This is a genomic window from Pseudomonas sp. TE50-2, from assembly GCF_040813665.1.
In the GTDB taxonomy this organism is placed as follows: domain Bacteria; phylum Pseudomonadota; class Gammaproteobacteria; order Pseudomonadales; family Pseudomonadaceae; genus Aquipseudomonas; species Aquipseudomonas soli.
Genome location: NZ_JBFNXN010000001.1, coordinates 3,353,969 through 3,373,015 on the forward strand (window position 1 = coordinate 3,353,969; position 19,047 = coordinate 3,373,015).

Annotated in this window: 22 protein-coding genes; 11 read left to right on the forward strand and 11 right to left on the reverse strand. The window is 65.0% G+C overall.

The window, feature by feature from the left end; translation table 11 throughout:
• Positions 1–11: 11 nt before the first annotated feature.
• Both AAHK21_RS15360 and AAHK21_RS15365 read right to left on the reverse strand, forming a co-directional pair.
• Positions 12–497 carry a twin-arginine translocation pathway signal protein gene (locus AAHK21_RS15360; RefSeq protein ID WP_367857684.1) on the reverse strand — a complete coding sequence of 162 codons (486 nt, stop codon included), beginning with the start codon at positions 495–497 and terminating at the stop codon, positions 12–14.
• Positions 497–1,927 (reverse strand): coniferyl aldehyde dehydrogenase, encoded by a 1,431-nt coding sequence (locus AAHK21_RS15365; RefSeq protein ID WP_367857685.1) that lies wholly within the window; start codon positions 1,925–1,927, stop codon positions 497–499. The genes AAHK21_RS15360 and AAHK21_RS15365 overlap by 1 nt, the downstream gene beginning before the upstream one ends.
• Before the next feature lie 146 nt (positions 1,928–2,073).
• Between AAHK21_RS15365 and AAHK21_RS15370 the strand changes: the two genes are divergently transcribed.
• Entirely contained in the window at positions 2,074–2,739 is a 666-nt protein-coding gene (locus AAHK21_RS15370) for a TetR/AcrR family transcriptional regulator (protein ID WP_046853819.1), read from the forward strand.
• Between the two features lie 34 nt (positions 2,740–2,773).
• On the forward strand, positions 2,774–3,628 hold the full coding sequence (locus AAHK21_RS15375) for a sulfurtransferase (RefSeq protein WP_367857686.1): 855 nt from the start codon (positions 2,774–2,776) through the stop codon (positions 3,626–3,628).
• A gap of 99 nt (positions 3,629–3,727) precedes the next feature.
• Here AAHK21_RS15375 and AAHK21_RS15380 read toward each other — a convergent pair whose 3' ends face one another.
• From AAHK21_RS15380 to AAHK21_RS15395, 4 genes are read right to left on the reverse strand one after another with little or no spacing between them, the layout of a single operon-like run.
• Complete coding sequence (locus AAHK21_RS15380) at positions 3,728–4,720, reverse strand: hydrolase (RefSeq protein WP_367857687.1); 993 nt, start codon at positions 4,718–4,720, stop codon at positions 3,728–3,730.
• Positions 4,721–4,780: 60 nt separating this feature from the next.
• Positions 4,781–5,395 (reverse strand): 16S rRNA (guanine(966)-N(2))-methyltransferase RsmD, encoded by a 615-nt coding sequence (gene rsmD / locus AAHK21_RS15385; RefSeq protein ID WP_038706977.1) that lies wholly within the window; start codon positions 5,393–5,395, stop codon positions 4,781–4,783.
• A complete protein-coding gene (locus AAHK21_RS15390) occupies positions 5,395–6,888 on the reverse strand; it encodes a pitrilysin family protein (RefSeq protein ID WP_038706976.1) in 1,494 nt (497 codons plus the stop codon). Before AAHK21_RS15390 ends, rsmD begins: the two co-directional genes overlap by 1 nt.
• Positions 6,881–8,236: a pitrilysin family protein gene (locus tag AAHK21_RS15395; RefSeq protein ID WP_046853823.1), complete on the reverse strand. Its 1,356-nt coding sequence runs from the start codon at positions 8,234–8,236 to the stop codon at positions 6,881–6,883. The genes AAHK21_RS15390 and AAHK21_RS15395 overlap by 8 nt, the downstream gene beginning before the upstream one ends.
• A gap of 234 nt (positions 8,237–8,470) precedes the next feature.
• Between AAHK21_RS15395 and ftsY the strand changes: the two genes are divergently transcribed.
• The 4 genes from ftsY (at position 8,471) to rpoH (ending at position 12,743) form a co-directional block, all read left to right on the forward strand.
• On the forward strand, positions 8,471–10,084 hold the full coding sequence (ftsY, locus tag AAHK21_RS15400; protein ID WP_367857688.1) for a signal recognition particle-docking protein FtsY: 1,614 nt from the start codon (positions 8,471–8,473) through the stop codon (positions 10,082–10,084).
• On the forward strand, positions 10,081–10,752 hold the full coding sequence (ftsE, locus tag AAHK21_RS15405; RefSeq protein ID WP_011531723.1) for a cell division ATP-binding protein FtsE: 672 nt from the start codon (positions 10,081–10,083) through the stop codon (positions 10,750–10,752). The genes ftsY and ftsE overlap by 4 nt, the downstream gene beginning before the upstream one ends.
• Positions 10,749–11,777 carry a permease-like cell division protein FtsX gene (gene ftsX / locus AAHK21_RS15410; protein WP_046853825.1) on the forward strand — a complete coding sequence of 343 codons (1,029 nt, stop codon included), beginning with the start codon at positions 10,749–10,751 and terminating at the stop codon, positions 11,775–11,777. The genes ftsE and ftsX overlap by 4 nt, the downstream gene beginning before the upstream one ends.
• Before the next feature lie 111 nt (positions 11,778–11,888).
• Positions 11,889–12,743 carry an RNA polymerase sigma factor RpoH gene (gene rpoH / locus AAHK21_RS15415; protein WP_023630664.1) on the forward strand — a complete coding sequence of 285 codons (855 nt, stop codon included), beginning with the start codon at positions 11,889–11,891 and terminating at the stop codon, positions 12,741–12,743.
• A 92-nt stretch (positions 12,744–12,835) separates the two neighbouring features.
• On the opposite strand, the gene mtgA is transcribed toward rpoH, so the two are convergent.
• Positions 12,836–13,546 carry a monofunctional biosynthetic peptidoglycan transglycosylase gene (gene mtgA, locus AAHK21_RS15420; RefSeq protein ID WP_367857689.1) on the reverse strand — a complete coding sequence of 237 codons (711 nt, stop codon included), beginning with the start codon at positions 13,544–13,546 and terminating at the stop codon, positions 12,836–12,838.
• A 64-nt stretch (positions 13,547–13,610) separates the two neighbouring features.
• Here mtgA and AAHK21_RS15425 point away from each other — a divergent pair, with 64 nt between their 5' ends.
• From AAHK21_RS15425 to AAHK21_RS15445, 5 genes are all read left to right on the forward strand, one after another.
• Positions 13,611–13,982, forward strand: coding sequence for a DUF423 domain-containing protein (locus tag AAHK21_RS15425; RefSeq protein ID WP_094011016.1), 372 nt, complete (start codon positions 13,611–13,613; stop codon positions 13,980–13,982).
• Positions 13,983–14,085: 103 nt separating this feature from the next.
• Positions 14,086–14,286 (forward strand): sulfur carrier protein ThiS, encoded by a 201-nt coding sequence (gene thiS, locus AAHK21_RS15430; RefSeq protein WP_038707614.1) that lies wholly within the window; start codon positions 14,086–14,088, stop codon positions 14,284–14,286.
• Positions 14,287–14,339: 53 nt separating this feature from the next.
• Positions 14,340–15,152 carry a thiazole synthase gene (locus AAHK21_RS15435; RefSeq protein WP_367857690.1) on the forward strand — a complete coding sequence of 271 codons (813 nt, stop codon included), beginning with the start codon at positions 14,340–14,342 and terminating at the stop codon, positions 15,150–15,152.
• A gap of 9 nt (positions 15,153–15,161) precedes the next feature.
• Entirely contained in the window at positions 15,162–15,884 is a 723-nt protein-coding gene (gene trmB, locus AAHK21_RS15440) for a tRNA (guanosine(46)-N7)-methyltransferase TrmB (protein ID WP_367857691.1), read from the forward strand.
• Positions 15,885–16,262: 378 nt separating this feature from the next.
• Positions 16,263–16,424 carry a hypothetical protein gene (locus AAHK21_RS15445; RefSeq protein ID WP_267302567.1) on the forward strand — a complete coding sequence of 54 codons (162 nt, stop codon included), beginning with the start codon at positions 16,263–16,265 and terminating at the stop codon, positions 16,422–16,424.
• Positions 16,425–16,502: 78 nt separating this feature from the next.
• Here AAHK21_RS15445 and AAHK21_RS15450 read toward each other — a convergent pair whose 3' ends face one another.
• From AAHK21_RS15450 to AAHK21_RS15465, 4 genes are read right to left on the reverse strand one after another with little or no spacing between them, the layout of a single operon-like run.
• Entirely contained in the window at positions 16,503–16,829 is a 327-nt protein-coding gene (locus AAHK21_RS15450) for a DUF3392 family protein (protein WP_011531731.1), read from the reverse strand.
• A gap of 9 nt (positions 16,830–16,838) precedes the next feature.
• On the reverse strand, positions 16,839–18,017 hold the full coding sequence (gene hemW / locus AAHK21_RS15455) for a radical SAM family heme chaperone HemW (protein ID WP_367857692.1): 1,179 nt from the start codon (positions 18,015–18,017) through the stop codon (positions 16,839–16,841).
• Entirely contained in the window at positions 18,014–18,610 is a 597-nt protein-coding gene (gene rdgB, locus AAHK21_RS15460; RefSeq protein WP_367857693.1) for an RdgB/HAM1 family non-canonical purine NTP pyrophosphatase, read from the reverse strand. Before rdgB ends, hemW begins: the two co-directional genes overlap by 4 nt.
• Entirely contained in the window at positions 18,607–19,041 is a 435-nt protein-coding gene (locus AAHK21_RS15465) for a DUF4426 domain-containing protein (protein ID WP_367857694.1), read from the reverse strand. Before AAHK21_RS15465 ends, rdgB begins: the two co-directional genes overlap by 4 nt.
• Between the last annotated feature and the right edge of the window lie 6 nt (positions 19,042–19,047).

The window sequence follows — 19,047 nt, forward strand, 5'->3', positions numbered from 1 at the left end:
TTGTCTGGTGTTCAGATCTTTGGTGGGCCGGGGTAGCCGCACGCCGCCCAGGCTTCGGGGCGTTCGTACCAGGCCATCAGCAGCAGTTGCAGCAACGAGGCGTGGCCCTGGCGCAGCAGGTTCAACGAGCTGTCGCGCCAGCGTTCGAGGAAGCGTTCAATTTCGGCGTCGGTGGCCTCTGCCCAGCTGCCCCAGACCCCGGTCAGCGGGCCGCGGGTGAGGGGCAGGGTGAGCAGGTCGAACAGTTGTCGGGTCAGCTTGAGCATGGCAGGCGACAGTGCCGCCAGCTTGTGGTCGAGGCTTTGCAGCACCTGCTCCGTGGAGGCTTGGGTGCCGGCCAGCACGACGGGGATCAGGGCCTGCAACAACGGCAGGTCGTCGTTGCGCAGCGCCTGGTAACCCGTCGACGGCGTCTGCTCGCTGCACCCGACCAGGCTTGCCGCCCCCAGAAACAGGCTGGCGCCCAGGCCGAAGCGCAGCAGGTCGCGGCGCTGCATCAGCGGATAAACAGCTTGTAGACCAGGCGCTGCAAGGCCTTGCCATAGGGCGGATAGATCACCTTGGCGGCATTGATGCGTTGCTTGGCCAGCACGGCCTTGGCCTTGCTGAAGGTCAGGAAGCCTTCGTGGCCGTGGTAGTGGCCCATGCCCGAAGGACCGATGCCGCCGAATGGCAGGTCATCCTGGGCCACATGCAGCAGGGTGTCATTCAGGCAGACACCGCCGGAGTGGGTGTCGCGCAGCACCCGGGCCTGCTCGTCACGGTCATAGCCGAAGTAGTAGAGCGCCAGGGGGCGAGGTCGCTGGTTGATGTAGGCGAGGGCGTCGTCCAGGCGGTCGTAGGGCACCACGGGCAGCAATGGACCGAAAATCTCGTCCTGCATCACCTGCATGCTGTCGTTCACGTCCAGCAGCAGGTGTGGGGGCAACCGGCGCCCCTGGCGCGGCTCGTCGGGATAGAGGTCGATCACCTGGGCACCCTGCTCACGGGCATCGTCCAGCAGCCGGTTCAGGCGGCCAAGCTGGCGCTCGTTGATGATCGCGCTGTAGTCGGGGTTGCCAGCGAGCCGCGGATAGAGGCGACGCACGGCATGCCGGTAGGCCTCGGCGAAGGCGTCCAGGCGCTCGCGGGGCACCAGCACGTAGTCGGGGGCGACGCAGGTCTGGCCGGCGTTGAGGGTCTTGCCGAAGGCGATGCGTTCGGCGGCGGTGTCCAGCGGTACGTCGGCCGAGACGATGGCCGGCGACTTGCCGCCCAGTTCCAGGGTCACCGGCGTGAGGTTCTGCGCGGCGGCCAGCATCACATGGCGGCCGACGCTGGTGGCGCCGGTGAACAGCAGATGATCGAAGGGCAGGCGGGCAAAAGCCTGGCCGACTTCAACCTCGCCCAGCACCACGCTGACCAGATCATTGGGGAACACGCGCTCGAGCAGGTTCTTGAGGGCTTGGCCACTGGCCGGGGTCGACTCGCTGAGCTTGAGCATCACCCGGTTGCCGGCGGCCAGGGCACCGGTCAGCGGACCGATGGCGAGAAACAGCGGGTAGTTCCACGGCACGATGATCCCCACCACGCCCAGTGGCTGGTATTGCACCCGGGCGCTGGCTGGTTGGAAGGCCAGGCCGACCTTGCGCCGCGATGGGCGCATCCAGCGGCCCAGCTGTTTCTCCGCATCGCGCAGGCCCATGACCGACGGCATCAGTTCGGCGAGCAGGGTTTCGTCACGGCTGCGGCCACTGAAGTCGGCATCGATGCTTGTGATCAAGGCCTCCTGGTCCGCCAGCAGCGCCTCGCGCAGGCTTTTCAACCACTGCCGGCGTTGCGTGGCCGGGGGCATCGGGTTGCCGGCGAACGCCTGTCGCTGGGCGTCGAACGTCGCTTGCAGGTCGAGGTCGGATTGCACGGGGGGAAGTACGGCAGGCGAGGTCATGGCAGCTCCGGGGCTGACGAGTGAATAGAGCATATACTCTAATTGGTACCATGGTGCACCATTTTTCACTTGGCCGGCGGTGCACCCGACGGGCTGGAGGCCGTAAGATGGGTCCGATCATTACACGATGGAGACTGGAGCTGAGCATGGCCCCGCGCATGAAGACCCGAGAGCGCATCGTGCAGAGCAGCCTGGAGCTGTTCAACCAGCAGGGCGAGCGTTGCGTCAGCACCAACCACATTGCCGCGCACATGGAAATCTCGCCCGGCAACCTGTACTACCACTTCCCCAACAAGCAGGCGATCATCGCCGTGCTGTTCAATCAGTACGAAGAACTGGTCGACAGTTTCCTGCGCCCGCCCCAGGGCCGCAGCGCCACCGTCGAAGACAAGCGCTTCTACCTCAAGGCGCTGCTGGCGGCGATGTGGAACTACCGCTTCCTGCACCGCGACCTCGAGCACCTGCTCGACAGCGACCCGGAACTGGCGGCCCGCTACCGGCGTTTCTCGCAGCGCTGCCTGCAGCAGGGGCAGGCCATCTACCGCGGTTTCGTCGAGGCCGGCATCCTGAACATGGACGCCGCGCAGGTCGAGTCGCTGACCATCAACGCCTGGATCGTGCTGACTTCCTGGGTGCGTTTTCTCAGCACCACCCGCGAGCATTCCGCGCACCTGGGTGAAGAAGCGTTCAAGCGCGGCGTCTATCAGGTGGTGGTGCTGGAGCTGGGGTATGTCACCCCGACCGCGCGTGCCGCGGTGCAGGCGTTGTGCGCTGAGTTCCATGTTCCGTTCAACCAGGCCCTGGAGCAGTGATCCGGGGTTTCGAGCCATTCATCAGGAGATTGTCATGCCCCTCGCGCAATTGATCACCCCGCAACAGCTGGCCGAACGCCTGGATGCGCCCGGCCTGGTGATCCTCGACTGCCGCTTTGCCCTGGAAGATGTCGACTACGGTCAACGCAGCTATGCCGAGGGGCATATTGCCGGGGCGCACTTCGCCGATCTCGAACGCGACCTGAGCGGGCCGGTGCTCAAAGGCAGCACAGGCCGCCATCCACTGCCCGACCCGCAGCGGCTGGTGGAGCGCCTGCGCGAGTGGGGCGTGGACAACGACAGCCAGGTGGTGCTCTACGACGATGGCCCCGGCGCCTTTGCCGCCCGTGCCTGGTGGCTCCTGGCCTGGCTGGGCAAACGCGACGCGGTGTTCATTCTCGATGGCGGCCTGAAGGCCTGGCACGCCGCTCACCTGCCGTTGAGCCTGGACCCGCCGGTACGCCGCGAAGGCAATTTCAGCGGTGAGCCGGACAGGGCGCTGTTGATCGATGCCGCCCACCTCGCCAAGCGCCTGGACGACCCCGCGATGACCTTGATCGACGCTCGTGGCCTGCCGCGTTTCCGTGGTGAGGTCGAGCCGATTGACCCAGTGGCCGGGCATATCCCTGGCGCCCAGTGCGCGGCGTTCACCGACAACCTTGGCGCGGACGGGCGGTTCCTGCCGGGCGACCAACTGAAGCAGCGTTTTGCCGAAAAACTAGGCGACCGGCGGCCGCAGGATCTGGTGGCCTATTGCGGCTCTGGCGTGACGGCGTGCCACAACCTGTTTGCCCTTTCGCTGGCGGGATATCCGCTGGGGCGGTTGTATGCAGGGTCGTGGAGTGAGTGGATCAATGATCCACAGCGCGGCATAGCCACTGGCGAGTAATTCGTGGGAGCGGGCTTGCCCCGCGATGGTCCGGTGATGCTATCGAGGGCAAGCCCGCTCCCACAAATCCCCTCTTTCACCATCTTCCTGGATGGGGGCCTATCGCCCTTCCATCAGCCACTGTGGAATCCTTCGTTCCAGGTAATACCCCGGATTGCGCAGGCTGCCCTCGACAAACCCCACATGGCCACCCCGGCTGTGCAGTTCGAACTGCGTCTGCGCCGCCAGCTCACTGGCATCGGGCAGGCTGTGGCCAAACACGAACGGATCATCGTTGGCGTGGATGATCAGCGTCGGTGTGCGGTTCTCGCCCAGGTAATAGCGGCTGGAGGCGCGCCGGTAGTAGTCATGGGCATCGCTGAAGCCATTGAGGGGCGCGGTCACCTTGCCATCGAAGTCCCAGAACGTGCGCAGGTTGCGCAGCGAGCCCAGGCCTTCGAGGGTGGCCAGCCCTTCATGATGGCCCTTGTCGCGGAAGTGCCGTTGCTTGTCCTGCACGTAGGCCAGCATCTCGCGCATGAAATGCGCCTGGTAGACCTTCGAGAAACCCAGGCCGATACGGTCGGCGCACTGGTCCAGGCGAAACGGCACCGACACCGCCACCGCTGCCTCCAGCTGGCTGGCCGCGCCGCTTTCCCCCAGGTACTTGAGCAGCACATTGCCGCCCAGCGAGTAGCCCACGGCATACAGCGGTGCCAGCGGCCGCTGCGCCCGCAGGTGACGGATGGTTTCGGCCAGGTCTTCGCTGGCCCCTGAATGGTAGCTGCGCGCCAACAGGTTGGGTTCGCCCGAGCAGCCGCGCCAGTTCAGCGCGACACTGGCCCAGCCGCGTGTCTGCAAGGCCAGTTGCAGGCCTTTGACATACGGCGAATTGGACGACCCGGTCAGGCCGTGAAGTACCAGCACCAAGGGCACATCGGCCTGGTGCGGGCCGTGCCAGTCGAGGTCGAGGAAGTCGCCGTCGGCCAGCCACAGGCGTTCGCGGGTGCGCTCAAGTGCGGGGAGTTTGCGCCACAGCGGCCCCCACAACGTCTGCAAGTGAGGGTTGGACAGGCCGGAGGCCGGGCGGAAGGTGGCGGTGAGGCTGGTCATGCTGGGCGACTCGTGATGTACCCGCTTAGAGTGCCATGAAACACCGCCGCCGCGCCTGTGCTATTGGTCGCCAGCCGCACGCTGCCACAGGGCGTAATGCACCTGGCCGGTCTTCTTCTCGCGGTGCAGGCGCCAGTTGCCCGGCATTGGAAGCGAGGAGGGCACGGCTTCGCTTTCGGTGTAGATCCACGCCTGCTCGCGCAGCCACTGGCCCTGCTCCAGCAGGTTGCAGGTATTGGCCAGCAAGTCCTGGTGGAACGGCGGGTCGAGGAACACCACGTCGAATTGCTGCTTGGCCGGGCCTTGCAGGTAGCGCAGGGCGTCGGTCTGCAGGATCTGCCCACGCGGGCAGCGCAACACTTCGAGGTTGTCCTTGAGGTTGCTGGTGGCCGCAGGGTTGCTGTCCAGCGCCACGGCATCCTTCGCGCCACGGGACAGCGCTTCGAGCACCAGGGCGCCGCTGCCGGTGAAGGCATCGAGCACCAGGGCGCCCTCGATGTAGGGCGCCAGCCAGTTGAACAGGGTTTCGCGCACGCGATCAGGGGTCGGGCGCAGCCCTTCGCCTTCCGGCACGGCCAGGCGACGGCTGCGCCATTCTCCGGCGATGATGCGCAACTGGCCGGGGCCCTTGCTGGCGCCCGGGGCCGGGCGCGCGGGAGTGTTGGGTCTTGCCATTAGTGCTCCGGTACGCCGAGCGGCTGCTCGGCGGGTTTGTCAGTTGGGGCCGGCAGCGGTTGCTGCGCCACCTTCGGGCCGACGGTGACGATCACCAGCTTGTCCGCCGCGAGATGCTTGTTCATGGCGGCCTTGACCTGCTCGACGCTCAGCGCCTGGGACTGCTGCATGAAGTCCTCCAGCCAGCTCAGCGGCAGGTTGTAGAAGCCGATCGCGCCCAGCTGCCCGACAATGCTGGCGTTGCTGGCATTGGACAGCGGGAAGCTCCCGGCCAGCTCGCGCTTGGCATCGTCCAGTTCCTGCTGGGTCGGGCCGTTCTTCAGGTAGTCGGCCAGGATATCCTGGACCAGCTTGAGCGTGCCCTCGCTGAGTTCGGCGCGGGTCTGCAGGTTGATCATGAACGGGCCGCGCACCTGCATCGGGCTGAATACCGAGTACACGCCGTAGGTCAGGCCGCGTTTCTCACGGACCTCGCTCATCAGGCGGGTGCCGAAGGCACCGCCGCCGAGGATCTGGTTGCCCAGCGACAGCGCCGGCCAGTCCGCATCGTTGCGGTCGATGCCCAGCTCGGCCAGCATCAGGTGGGTCTGCTTGGACGGGAAGTCGATATGCGTGGTCCCCGGCTTGGGCTCGACAGGTTGCTCCGGCTTGGCCAGTGCCGCGCCCTTGGGCAGGCCGGCGGAGACCTGCGCGGCGATGGCCTCGGCCTCGCCGCGGCTGAGGTCGCCGACCAGGGCGATCACCGCGTTGCCGGCGGCGTAGGCCTTGCCGTGGAAAGTGCGCAGCTGCGCCAGGGTGATGCCCGGGATGGACTCGGCGGTACCGTCGCTGGGGCTGGCATAGGGGTGCTGGCCATAGAGGTTGGCGAACAACGTCTTGCCGGCGATCTTGCCGGGGTTCTGTTTCTCGTACTCGAAACCTGCCAGCAACTGGTTCTTGATGCGCTTGAGGGCGTCCTCGGGGAAGGTCGGCTGGCCCACCACCTCGGTGAACAGCTTCAGCGCCGGTTCGCGCTTGTCCGAGGCGCTGAGGCTGCGCAGCGAGGCCACGGCCATGTCGCGGTAGGAGCCATTGCCGAAGTCGGCACCCAGGCCTTCGAAGCCTTCAGCGATGGCGGTGACGTCCTTGCCGGCCACGCCCTCGTTGAGCATGGCGTTGGTCAGGGTGGCCAGGCCCGGGGTACCGCCGTCCTGGCTGCTGCCGGCGGCGAAGGTCACGCGCAGGTCGAACATCGGCAGCTCGCGGGCCTCGACGAACAGTACGCGGGCGCCTTCGGCGGTGGTCCAGTGCTGGATGTTCAGCTGGCGCCGGCTGGGGGCCTTGCCGTCCAGTTCGGCCAGCGATTGCAGGGTGTTGGCCGGGCGGGCCGCAGTGTCCGCCTTGCCTTGGCTGTCGGACTGGGCAGGGCGCGCCAGCAGCGCGGCGATGGCCACCACCAGCACGATGATCGCCAGGCCGAACAGGGTGTAGCGCGGTGCGCTGCGATCACTCATGAGCGGACTCCTCGGGCAGTACATGGGCAACGCTCAGGCGTTCGCGGGTGAAATAGGTGCGGGCGGCAGCCTGGATGTCCTCCGGGGTCACGCGCTTGAGGTCGTCGAGCTCGCTGTCGATCAGCTTCCAGGACAGGCCGACCGTTTCCAGTTGCCCGATGGTGGTGGCCTGGCTGCTGATCGAGTCGCGGTCGTAGACCAGGCCGGCGATCACCTGGGCGCGTACGCGCTCGAGCTCTTCGGCGGTGGGGGGCGTGGTCTTGAGCTCGTCGAGCAGCTGCCAGATGCCTTTCTCCACTTCGGCCAGGGTCTTTTGTTTCTGCACGTTGGGCGTGGCCGAGATCATGAACAGGCTGTCGCCGCGGGTGAAGGCGTTGTAGCTGGACGAGGCACCGGCCACGAGCTCCTGGCCGCGCTCCAGGCGCGCCGGCATGCGGGCGCTGTAGCCGCCGTCGAGCAGGGCCGAGATCAGCCGCAGGGCGTTGACGCTGCGCGGGTCCTTGGCGGTGGCCAGGGCCGGGACATTGAAGCCATAGATCAGGCTGGGCAATTGCGTGCGCAGGTGCAGGGTGAGCAGGCGCTGGCCCGGCTCGGCCAGTTCCAGCGGCAGTTTGCTCGGCGGCACGGCGCGTTTGGGGATGGGGCCGAAGTACTTCTGCGCCAAGGCCTTGACCTCGTCCGGCTTGACGTCGCCGACCACCACCAGGGTGGCGTTGTTCGGGGCGTACCAGGACTCGTACCAATGACGCAGCTCCTCGACTTTCATGCGCTCGAGGTCGGCCATCCAGCCGATGGTCGGCGTGTGGTAGCCGCTGGCCGGGTAGGCCATGGCGCGGAACAGCTCGAAGGCCTTGGCATTGGGCTGGTCGTCGGTGCGCAGGCGGCGCTCTTCCTTGATCACCTCGATCTCGCGGCTGAACTCGTCGGCCGGCAGGCGCAGGCTGGCCAAGCGGTCGGCTTCGAGCTCCAGGGCCACCGGCAGGCGGTCGCGGGCCAGCACCTGGTAGTAGGCGGTGTAGTCGTCGCTGGTGAAGGCGTTCTCCTCGGCGCCGAGATCGCGCAGGATGCGCGAGGCCTCGCCGGGGCCGATCTTGGCGCTGCCCTTGAACATCATGTGTTCCAGGGCATGGGACAGGCCGGTCTGGCCCGGCGTCTCGTAGCTGGAGCCGACCTTGTACCAGATCTGCGAAACCACCACTGGCGCCCGGTGGTCCTCGCGCACGACAACTTTCAGGCCGTTGTCGAGGATGAATTCGTGGGTGGGTTGCACATCGGCGGCGAAAGCCGCCAGCGGCAGGCACAGTGTGCCGAGCAACAGGCCAGCGGCGCGGCGGGCTAGAGCATTCATACGGTGTTCAACCTGTTCGGCGGCCCGCTTGGGTTTAGCGTCGGCGGGCCAGGAGGTGCTAGGATACTGATCCGGTTGCCTGGCGACCATGCCTGTCGCCGTTCTGGCCTGCAGGCCCTTACGACAAAACGTTGCGCATGAACCCGCTGGCTTCACAGTAGTCTGTTCTGCGTGAGTTAAGAATTCCCGATGCGCCGCTGCTGGCCCATCGCTACCCTGAGATAGCCGTCTTCCATGTTTGGTTCCAACGACGACAAAAAAGCGCCGGCCGCGGCTGGCGAGAAGAAAGGCCTGTTCAGCTGGTTCCGCAAGAAGCCGGAACAACCTGCCGCCGAACAGCCGCAAGCCCCTGCACCGCAAGCGCCCGTCGAGCAGACCGCACCGGCTGCCGAGCCGCTGCAGGCGCCTGTCTCTGAGCCGGTGGCTGCCGCGCCGCAGCCGGAGCCCGTGCCAGAGCCGTTGGTTGTACCGCCGCAGCCGGAGCCTGTGCCAGAGCCGGTGGTTGTAGCGCCGCAGCCGGAGCCCGTGCCAGAGCCGGTGGTTGTAGCGCCGCAGCCGGAGCCCGTGCCAGAACCGGTGGTTGTAGCGCCGCAGCCGGAGCCCGTACCTGAGCCGGTGGTTGCTGCACCGCAGCCGGAACCCGCGCCAGAGCCGGTGGTTGCAACGCTGCAACCGGTCGAGGTCGAAGTAACTGCGGCCCCGGTCAGCAACCTGGTCCTGCCTGTCGCCGAAGAGCCGGTGGCCCTGGTCGAGGACCTGGAACCCAAGGCGCCGCCCGTCATCCCTGCCCGATCGCCTGTCGAAACAGTAGCCACTGCCATTACCGCTCCAGCACCGGTTGTCGAAGCCGCGTCGGTCGTTGTGCCGGCTCCAGTCGACCCTGAGCCTGTCGTGGTGACTGCCGCCGAGCCGGCCAAACCTGGCTTCTTCGCCCGCCTCAAGCAGGGCCTGTCGAAGACCAGCGCCAGCATCGGCGAGGGCATGGCCAGCCTGTTCCTCGGCAAGAAGGTCATCGACGATGACCTGCTCGACGAAATCGAGACCCGACTGCTGACCGCCGACGTCGGCGTCGAAGCGACCTCGACCATCGTCCAGAACCTGACCCAGAAAGTTGCCCGCAAGCAGTTGGCCGACGCCGACGCGCTGTACAAGTCGCTGCAGGAAGAGCTGGCCGCGCTGCTGCGACCGGTCGAGCAGCCGCTGAAGATCGAGGCGCAGAACAAGCCCTACGTGATCCTGGTGGTTGGCGTGAACGGCGCCGGCAAGACCACCACCATCGGCAAACTGGCGAAGAAGCTGCAGCTCGAAGGCAAGAAAGTCATGCTCGCGGCCGGCGACACCTTCCGCGCCGCCGCGGTGGAGCAGTTGCAGGTGTGGGGCGAGCGCAACCAGATCCCGGTGATCGCCCAGCACACCGGCGCCGACTCGGCTTCGGTGATCTTCGACGCGGTGCAGGCCGCCAAGGCCCGTAACGTCGATGTGCTGATCGCCGACACCGCCGGTCGTCTGCACACCAAGGACAACCTGATGGAAGAGCTGAAGAAGGTCCGTCGGGTCATGGGCAAGCTTGATGTCGAGGCGCCGCACGAGGTGCTGCTGGTGCTCGACGCCGGTACCGGGCAGAACGCCATCAGCCAGGCCAAGTACTTCAACCAGAGCGTCGAGCTGACCGGCCTGGCCCTGACCAAGCTGGATGGTACCGCCAAGGGCGGCGTGATCTTCGCCCTGGCCAAGCAGTTCAACATTCCGATCCGCTTCATCGGTGTGGGCGAAGGTATCGACGACCTGCGCACCTTCGAAGCCGAACCTTTCGTCAAGGCGCTGTTCGCCGAGCGTGAACCTTCATGATCCGATTCGAACAGGTAGCCAAGCGCTATCCCAACGGCCATGTCGGCCTGCACGAACTGAGCTTCCGGGCGCGTCGTGGCGAGTTCCTGTTCGTCACCGGCCATTCCGGCGCCGGCAAGAGCACCCTGCTGCGGCTGCTGCTGGCCATGGAGCGTCCGACCAGCGGCAAGCTGCTGCTGGCCGGGCAGGACCTGGGCCAGATCAGCAATGCGCAGATTCCGTTCCTGCGCCGGCAGATCGGCGTGGTGTTCCAGAACCACCAGTTGCTGTTCGACCGCACGGTGTTCAACAACATCGCGCTGCCGTTGCAGATCCTCGGGCTGTCCAAGGCCGAGATCGCCAAACGCGTCGATTCGGCGCTGGAGCGCGTGTCGCTGAGCGACAAGGGCGAGCTGTTCCCGGCCGACCTGTCCACCGGCCAGCAACAACGGGTCGGCATTGCCCGGGCCATCGTGCATCAGCCGGCCCTGCTGCTGGCGGACGAGCCCACCGGTAACCTCGACCCGCGTCTGGCCGCCGAGATCATGGGCGTGTTCGAGGACATCAACCGCTTGGGCACCACGGTACTGATCGCCAGTCACGACCTGGCGCTGATCGCGCGCATGCGCCACCGCATGCTGACGCTGCAACGCGGCCGCTTGATCGGCGATGGGGAGGCCGGGCAATGAGCACCACACGTACACCAAAGGTTTCCGAGCGCGTCGCGCCGAAAGCCGCCGACCCGCAGCCGTCGAAGAAAAAGCGTGGCGATCACGATGACGATGGCCCGGACTTCCGCAGCCTCCTGCACGCCTGGCTGGAAAGCCACCGTGCCAGCCTGGCCGACAGCTTGCGCCGCCTGGGCAAGCAGCCAATCGGCAGTTTCTTCACCTGCCTGGTAATGGCGGTGGCGCTGAGCATGCCCATGGGCCTGTCGTTGTTGCTCAAGAACGTCGAGAAACTCGGCGGTTCCTGGCAGCGCGCGGCGCAGATCTCGCTGTATCTCAAACTAGATGCCAGCAGCCGCGATGGCGAGGCCCTGCGTGACGAGATCAAGGGCATGCCCGGCGTCGCCGAGGCGCAGTACGTCAGCCGCGAGCAGGCGCTGGAAGAGTTCCAGCAACAGTCGGGCCTGGGCGAGGCGCTGCGCGAACTGCCGGACAACCCACTGCCTGGCGTGGTGGTGGTGACCCCGACCGAGGTCGACAAGCCTGCCCTGGAAGCCTTGCGTCAGCGCCTCTCCGAGCTACCTCGCGTGGAAGCGGCGCAGCTGGACCTGGTGTGGGTCGAGCGCCTGGCGGCGATTCTCAAGCTGGGTGACCGGTTCGTCTTCGGCCTGGCGGTGATGCTGATTTCCGCGCTGCTGTTAGTAATCGGTAACACAATTCGTCTACATATCGAAAACCGCCGGGTCGAGATCGAAGTGATCAAGCTCGTCGGTGGCACCGACAGCTACGTGCGCCGGCCTTTCCTGTACATGGGCGCCCTGTATGGACTGGGTGCGGGCGTGCTGGCCTGGGGCATCCTGGCGTTCGGCCTGAACTGGCTGAACGACGCGGTGGTCGGGCTTTCCGGCCTGTATGGCAGTGATTTCGCCCTGGGTGGCGTACCGGCCTCGGATGGCCTTTCACTCTTGATCGGGGCGGTGCTGTTGGGGTATATCGGTGCATGGATCGCAGTCGCTCGTCACCTGAACGAGCTTGCACCGCGATAAATGTTTCATGGCCAGTATTGACAAATTTTTCATCCTGGAACTTGTACAACGGTTCCTTGTCTATGCTGGCAGTGCCCAAAAGGCACGAGTCTGTAAGCCGGAGGTACTTGAATGACCAATTCGTTGCAACCTGCCTATGCCCTGGTTCCCGGTGCAAACCTGGAAGCCTATGTGCACACGGTCAACAGCATCCCCTTGCTGACGCCGGAGCAGGAGCGTGAACTGGCCGAGCGTCTCTATTACGAGCAGGATCTCGAGGCCGCTCGGCAAATGGTGATGGCCCACCTGCGTTTCGTCGTACACATCGCGCGTAGCTATGCGGGCTACGGGCTGGCCCAGGCCGACCTGATCCAGGAAGGCAACGTTGGCCTGATGAAGGCGGTAAAGCGCTTCAACCCGGAAATGGGCGTGCGTCTGGTGTCCTTCGCCGTGCACTGGATCAAGGCCGAGATCCACGAGTTCATCCTGCGCAACTGGCGCATCGTCAAGGTGGCCACCACCAAGGCCCAGCGCAAGCTGTTCTTCAACCTGCGCAGCCAGAAGAAGCGCCTGGCCTGGTTGAACAATGACGAAGTCCATCGCGTGGCCGAGAGCCTGGGTGTCGAGCCGCGTGAAGTACGTGAGATGGAAAGCCGCCTGAGTGGTCAGGACATGGCCTTTGACCCGGCGGCGGAAGCCGACGATGACAGCGCCTTCCAGTCGCCTGCGCATTACCTGGAAGACCACCGCTACAACCCGGCCGTGCAGCTGGAGGACGCTGACTGGAGCGACAACTCCACCAGCAACCTGCATGAAGCGCTGCAGGGCCTGGATGATCGCAGCCGCGACATCCTCTACCAGCGTTGGCTGGCCGAAGAAAAGGCCACTCTGCATGAGCTGGCAGAGAAGTACAGCGTGTCAGCCGAGCGTATTCGCCAGCTGGAGAAGAACGCGATGAACAAGGTCAAGGCACTGATCACGATCTGATCGGCGCCCTGGCTGGATTGAAAAGCCGCTGCTCTCGGAAGAGGCAGCGGCTTTTTTGTGTGTTGAAGCTGACTGGGGCCTGGGAGCGAGCCTTAAAGCCTGCGCGAAGCATCCAGTTGCATCAGGTAGCTCGGCCCGCCCAACTGGCTCATCTGCCGGCGGATCCACCCCGCACGGCTTGCCACATAGGCGCTGGGGCGGCTGGCACTCCACTTGATCGGGCTTGGCAGCACGGCCGCAAGCTGTGCGGCCTGTTGTCGCGTCAGGCGGCTGGCATCCACGCCGAAGTGATAACGCGCCGCCGCCTGGGCACCGAACACGCCCTTGCCCCATTCGGCACTGTTCAGATACACCTCGAGTATCCGTTCCTTCGACCAGAACAGCTCGATCAGGGCGGTGAACCAGGCTTCCAGCCCCTTGCGCAGCCAGCTGCGGCCAGACCACAGGAACAGGTTCTTGGCCACCTGCTGGGTCAGTGTGCTGGCGCCGCGTACCTTGCCGCCACGCTCGTTGTAGGCCAGCGCCGCCTGGATCGCGGGGATATCGAAGCCCCAGTGGCTGGCGAACTTCTGGTCCTCGCCGGCGATGACCGCCACCTTGAGCTCGTCGGAGATTTCCTCCCACGGCGTCCAGTCACGTTGCAGGTCGATCGGCTCGCCGCTGGCCCATGACTGCACCTTGCGCTCGACCATCAGCGCGGTGCCGGGCGGCGGCACCCAGCGCAACACCAGGACCACGGCGATGCTGCCAGCAGCGAACCAGAGCAGGGCGCGGGAAAGGCGGCGAAGAAGGGATGACAGCATGGTGATGGCTTGGCCGGACCGTTGGAACGGGCCATTATACAGACCCCTCCCGAGGAGTCGTCCCATGCTTCGCAGCTTCCTGATGCTCGCCGCGTTCTTCGGCTTTACCGGCGTCGCCCTCGGCGCTTTCGCCGCCCATGGCTTGAAAAACCGCCTCAGCGCCGACTACCTGGCGATCTTCCATACCGGTGTCACCTACCAACTGGTGCATGCCCTGGCGATCCTTGGCGTGGCGGTGCTGTCGGCGCACTTGCCCGGGCGCCTGGTCGGCTGGGCCGGTGGCTTGTTCGCCGTGGGTATCCTGCTGTTCTCCGGTAGCCTCTACGCCCTCACGCTCAGCGGTCTGGGCAAGCTCGGCATGATCACCCCGCTGGGCGGCCTGTGCTTCCTTGCTGGCTGGCTTTGCCTGGGGCTGGCCGCCTGGCGGCTGGGCTGACCGGTCGGTCCACAATCACGACTAATGGCGTGTGTCGCCCTTGGGTTGCAGGGCGGATCGGGGCTAGAATGCGGGCCCCCAAAGAACAATGGTGGCCGTGCGCATGCGCATTCAATTGAACGGTGAACCTTACGAACTGCCCGCGGGCGAGAGCGTCGCGGCGCTGCTGGGCCGGCTGGAGCTGGCCGGCCGCCGGGTGGCGGTGGAACTGAACCTGGACATCGTGCCGCGCAGCCAGCACGAGAGCACGCAGCTCAAGGACGGCGACCAGGTCGAGGTGGTCCACGCCATCGGTGGCGGCTAACCGCCCCTGAAGCCTCGCCAGCAAAGTCCCGCAATCTTTCCTGAGGAACAACGATGAGCAACGTTCGCAGCGACAAGCCCTTCATCCTGGCCGGGCGCACTTTCCAGTCGCGCCTGCTGGTAGGCACCGGCAAGTACCGTGACATGGAAGAAACCCGTCTGGCCACCGAGGCCTCGGGTGCCGAGATCGTCACCGTCGCCGTGCGCCGTACCAACCTGGGCCAGAACGCGGGCGAGCCGAACCTGCTCGACGTGCTGTCGCCAGACAAGTACACCATCCTGCCGAACACTGCCGGTTGCTTTGACGCGGTAGAAGCCGTGCGCACCTGCCGCCTGGCCCGTGAACTGCTCGATGGCCGCAAGTCCCATGAATCCAGGACGCTGGTGAAGCTGGAAGTGCTGGCCGACCAGAAAACCCTGTTCCCCAATGTGATCGAAACCCTCAAGGCCGCCGAAGTGCTGGTCAGGGAAGGTTTCGACGTGATGGTCTATACCAGCGATGACCCGATCATCGCCCGCCAGCTGGCCGAAGCCGGCTGCATCGCCGTCATGCCGCTGGCCGGCCTGATTGGCACCGGCCTTGGCATCTGCAACCCGTACAACCTGCAGATCATCCTGGAGGAATCCAAGGTGCCGGTGCTGGTCGATGCCGGCGTGGGTACCGCCTCCGACGCCACCATCGCCATGGAAATGGGTTGCGAAGCGGTGCTGATGAACTCGGCCATCGCCCATGCCCAGCAGCCCGTACTGATGGCCGAAGCCATGAAACACGCCATCGTTGCCGGTCGCATGGCCTACCTGGCCGGTCGCATGCCGAAAAAACTCTACGCCAGCGCCTCTTCGCCGCTGGATGGTCTGATCAAGTAAGAGCTCCTGATGACTGAATCGCAAGAAACGCCGATCTCCGAAGACGGCGAAACCCGTCCGCACCGCCGTATCAAGAGCTTCGTGATGCGCGCCGGGCGCATGACCGAAGGCCAGCAGCGCGGCCTGGACCAGGGCGGCCCCCTGTTTATTCTGCCGCTGACCGACAGTCCGGTGGACTACGACCAGGTGTTCGGCCGTTCGGCGCCGCGTACCCTGGAGATCGGCTTCGGCATGGGGCACTCGCTGCTGGAAATGGCCGCCGCTTCGCCCGAGCTGGACTTCATCGGTGTCGAAGTGCACCGCCCGGGTGTCGGCGCGCTGCTCAATGGCGTGCTGACACAGGGGCTGAAGAACCTGCGGGTGTACGATTGTGATGCCATCGAAGTGCTCAACCGCTGCGTGGCGGACAACAGCCTTGACCGTCTGATGCTGTTCTTCCCCGATCCGTGGCACAAGGCGCGTCACCACAAGCGCCGGATCGTTCAGCTGGAGTTCGCCGAGCTGGTGCGCCGCAAACTCAAGCCCAGTGGCGTGTTCCACATGGCGACCGACTGGGAGCCCTATGCCGAGTACATGCTGGAAGTGATGAGCGCAGCGCCCGGCTATCGCAACCAGGCGGCTGATGGTACCTACGTGCCACGCCCGGAAGAGCGGCCGATCACCAAGTTCGAGCGTCGCGGTGAGCGCCTTGGGCATGGGGTGTGGGATCTGAAGTTCGAGAAGGTGAGCTGAGCCGGGTTCGTTCGGTGCAGTCCTTCAAACCTGCGAAATTGCAGGTACAAAAAAACCGCCTTGAGAAGGGCGGTTTTTTTATGTGGGCGTCGGGTTACGAAGCCTAGCCCACGAACATCACTGGAGACAGTCACAACTGGATCTTAGGATGGCCTCGAATACAGGTCAACCAAGGAAATATCCGGCATTACGTGTGACAGGACAGGTAACAGTTCTGGTAAAGAGGTTCACGTAAGATCGATTTGCTCGCATGTGATTCATCCGGTGACGGGCCGGGAACCCAAACGCTTTCTCGGCCCCTTCGACGTGACCTACGACTCGCGCCGGTGATATTTATCGAAGGGCCACCAACCTGGCCGCTTCACTGGAGGCAGTCACATGCTCTCCGAAGGTGTCGAAGTGCCGGTTAGACGCTGGAAGAATGGCCCAGCCAACACGGAGGCCAAGGCATATGAAGCGTTTGCTGAATACGCTGAGCCGCGTCTGGAAGCTCATTCGGATCCTGATCATTTTCAGGACCGTCAGGGACTTCCTGCGTGATCACTTCGACGATGCCCGTTAAGAGGTTAGTCGGGTGAAAAGCCGCCCTGGCCCGCCAGGGCGGCTTTTAGCGGACGCTCACCCCCGCCGATCAGCGACCACGCCGATCAAAACCAGCACCACCAGCAGCACCGGCGCCAGCGCATAGTTGTTGAACTGCCCCAGCCCCTTGACGATCCACGGCGTCGCATAGATCAGCGCCGCACCGCTGCCGATCATCACCAGCAGTGCCATGAACGGCACGCGCAGGGCGCCGGCCAGGCCGCCCAGGCGCCCCTCGACCCAGCCTTTGATATCGGTGCCGAACAGCACCAGCAGGCAGCCCACCAAGGCCAGCGAAATCTCCGAGAGGTTGCTGCGGCTCCAGCGGGAAACGGTCGAGAGCAGGTCAAGTACCAGGTCCATGGGTCATCCTTAATTCAAGAAGTACTGCAGCAGGTCATTGAGGAACAGCTGGCCACGCGGTGTGGCTGCCAGCCGATCCGGTTCGACCCGCAAAAGGCCTTTTTGTTCGGCTTCACGGCGGGCTTCGGCCAGTTGTGCAAGGGGCAGGCCGGTACGCAGGTTGAACAGCTCGGCCTCCACGCCGTCGGTGAGGCGCAGCGCGTTCATCAGGAACTCGAAGGGTAGCTCATCGTTCGGCAACAGCTTCTCGCCGGCCTTGAACGGCTTGGACGGGTTCAGGTAGTCCTTGGGCAGGCGGGTCTTCCAGGTGCGCAGGATGCGCCCGTCCGGGAACGACAGCTTGCCATGGGCACCGGCACCGATGCCGATGAAGTCGCCGAAGCGCCAGTAGTTCAGGTTGTGCCGCGCGGCACGACCGGCTTGGGCGTAGGCCGAGACTTCATACTGGCGGTAACCGTGGTCGGCCATCAACGCCTGCCCGGCCTCCTGGATATCCCAGAGGATGTCGTCCTCGGGCAGCTCAGGTGGCTGGTTCCAGAACACTGTGTTGGGTTCTACCGTCAGCTGGTACCAGGACAGGTGCGTCGGCGCCAGTTCGATGGCCTGGCGCAGGTCACTTAGGGCGTCGTCGAGCGACTGGTCCGGCAAGCCGTGCATCAGGTCCATGTTGAAGTTGTCGAAGCCCGCGGCGCGGGCCATATCGGCTGCGCGCACCGCTTCGTCACCGTTGTGGATGCGCCCGAGCTTCTCCAGCTTGGCTGGCTGGAAGCTCTGCACGCCGATGGACAGCCGGTTGATGCCCGTCTGGCGGTAGGCCTTGAACTTCTCCTGCTCGAAGGTACCCGGGTTGGCCTCGAGGGTGATCTCGATGTCCGGAGCGAACGGAATGCGTTGCTCGATACCGCGCAGCAGGCGCCCAAGCGCGTCGGCGCTGAACAGGCTCGGGGTGCCGCCGCCGAAGAAGATCGTGCTGATCGGACGGCCCTGCACGGCATGCATTTCCTGGTCGAGGTCGGCGAGCAGGGCGTCGATGTACTCGGCTTCCGGCAGGGTCGGGCCCGCCTGGTGCGAGTTGAAGTCGCAGTACGGGCATTTGCGCACGCACCAGGGAATATGGATATAGAGCGACAGCGGCGGGAGTTCGGGAAGGATCAGGCCCGCCGGCTGTACCAACAGCTTTTCGCTCATGCCAGGCCCAGACGCTGACGCAGCAGGGCCATGGCGCGGGCCCGGTGGCTGAGCTGGTTCTTGTCGACAGGGGCCAGGTCGGCGCTGGAGCACTTGCGCTCCGGCACCCAGAACAGCGGGTCGTAGCCGAAACCGTGTTCGCCGCTGGCCTCGAACAGGATGCTGCCGTGCCACAGGCCTTCGCAGAGGATCGGCAGCGGGTCGTCGGCATGCCGCACCAGGGCCAGAACGCAGACGAACTGCGCGCCGCGCTGGTCTTCAGGCACGTCCTTGAGCGCATCGAGCAGCTTGGCGTTGTTCGCCGCGTCGCCCTTGCCGTCGGCATAGCGCGCCGAGTAGATACCCGGCGCGCCGCCGAGGAAGTCCACCGCCAGGCCCGAGTCGTCGGCCAGGGCCGGCAGGCCGGAGATACGCGCGGCATTGCGCGCCTTGAGGATGGCGTTCTCGACGAACGACAGGCCGGTCTCCTCCGGCTCAACCTGGCTGAATTCACCAATCGAGCGCAGGTTCACGGACTCGCCGAGCATGGCCTGCAGTTCCTTGAGTTTGCCGGCGTTATGGCTGGCCAATACGAGTTGCTGGAAATTCATCATTCGCCTGGGAACACTTCCTGGTTGAAGCTGAGTTTATTGCTGACGCCGCCGGTCTCGACGTTGAGGTCGAAGGTGACGGTCTCGGCCTGGTCGATCTTGAACTGTGCGATGTAGTACACCGCACCCTGATCGGTAATCTGCTTGAACGACAACCGACTGCTGCGCCCGGTGAGATCTTTCACTGTGCCGCTGACTACCGCCATCGCGGGTTTGCCGGCCTTGAGCACGGCGATGTTGAGCACGCCCTGGTTCTTGCTGCGGGTCAGGCCCGTGGCGGCAGCGATGTCGGGTTGCAGCATGCTTGAGGTGAAGGCGCTGTAGTGGACCGTCACATCACCGAACACTTCCTTGCGCTCGGGCCTGGCGGCATCGGCAGCCAGTACCGGCAAGGCCAGGCACAGGCTGATCAGAAACAGTGCTAGTCGACGCATGATGCC

Coding starts and splice junctions, on each gene's coding strand:
- trmB (WP_367857691.1), top strand. CDS start 15,162: ATGACTGAATCGCAAGAAACGCCGATCTCCGAAGACGGCGAAACCCGT.
- AAHK21_RS15435 (WP_367857690.1), top strand. CDS start 14,340: ATGAGCAACGTTCGCAGCGACAAGCCCTTCATCCTGGCCGGGCGCACT.
- thiS (WP_038707614.1), top strand. CDS start 14,086: ATGCGCATTCAATTGAACGGTGAACCTTACGAACTGCCCGCGGGCGAG.
- ftsX (WP_046853825.1), top strand. CDS start 10,749: ATGAGCACCACACGTACACCAAAGGTTTCCGAGCGCGTCGCGCCGAAA.
- rdgB (WP_367857693.1), bottom strand. CDS start 18,610: ATGATGAATTTCCAGCAACTCGTATTGGCCAGCCATAACGCCGGCAAA.
- AAHK21_RS15425 (WP_094011016.1), top strand. CDS start 13,611: ATGCTTCGCAGCTTCCTGATGCTCGCCGCGTTCTTCGGCTTTACCGGC.
- AAHK21_RS15375 (WP_367857686.1), top strand. CDS start 2,774: ATGCCCCTCGCGCAATTGATCACCCCGCAACAGCTGGCCGAACGCCTG.
- mtgA (WP_367857689.1), bottom strand. CDS start 13,546: ATGCTGTCATCCCTTCTTCGCCGCCTTTCCCGCGCCCTGCTCTGGTTC.
- AAHK21_RS15445 (WP_267302567.1), top strand. CDS start 16,263: ATGCTCTCCGAAGGTGTCGAAGTGCCGGTTAGACGCTGGAAGAATGGC.
- AAHK21_RS15395 (WP_046853823.1), bottom strand. CDS start 8,236: ATGAATGCTCTAGCCCGCCGCGCCGCTGGCCTGTTGCTCGGCACACTG.
- hemW (WP_367857692.1), bottom strand. CDS start 18,017: ATGAGCGAAAAGCTGTTGGTACAGCCGGCGGGCCTGATCCTTCCCGAA.
- AAHK21_RS15390 (WP_038706976.1), bottom strand. CDS start 6,888: ATGAGTGATCGCAGCGCACCGCGCTACACCCTGTTCGGCCTGGCGATC.
- AAHK21_RS15465 (WP_367857694.1), bottom strand. CDS start 19,041: ATGCGTCGACTAGCACTGTTTCTGATCAGCCTGTGCCTGGCCTTGCCG.
- AAHK21_RS15370 (WP_046853819.1), top strand. CDS start 2,074: ATGGCCCCGCGCATGAAGACCCGAGAGCGCATCGTGCAGAGCAGCCTG.
- AAHK21_RS15380 (WP_367857687.1), bottom strand. CDS start 4,720: ATGACCAGCCTCACCGCCACCTTCCGCCCGGCCTCCGGCCTGTCCAAC.
- AAHK21_RS15450 (WP_011531731.1), bottom strand. CDS start 16,829: ATGGACCTGGTACTTGACCTGCTCTCGACCGTTTCCCGCTGGAGCCGC.
- rsmD (WP_038706977.1), bottom strand. CDS start 5,395: ATGGCAAGACCCAACACTCCCGCGCGCCCGGCCCCGGGCGCCAGCAAG.
- ftsE (WP_011531723.1), top strand. CDS start 10,081: ATGATCCGATTCGAACAGGTAGCCAAGCGCTATCCCAACGGCCATGTC.
- rpoH (WP_023630664.1), top strand. CDS start 11,889: ATGACCAATTCGTTGCAACCTGCCTATGCCCTGGTTCCCGGTGCAAAC.
- AAHK21_RS15365 (WP_367857685.1), bottom strand. CDS start 1,927: ATGACCTCGCCTGCCGTACTTCCCCCCGTGCAATCCGACCTCGACCTG.
- AAHK21_RS15360 (WP_367857684.1), bottom strand. CDS start 497: ATGCAGCGCCGCGACCTGCTGCGCTTCGGCCTGGGCGCCAGCCTGTTT.
- ftsY (WP_367857688.1), top strand. CDS start 8,471: ATGTTTGGTTCCAACGACGACAAAAAAGCGCCGGCCGCGGCTGGCGAG.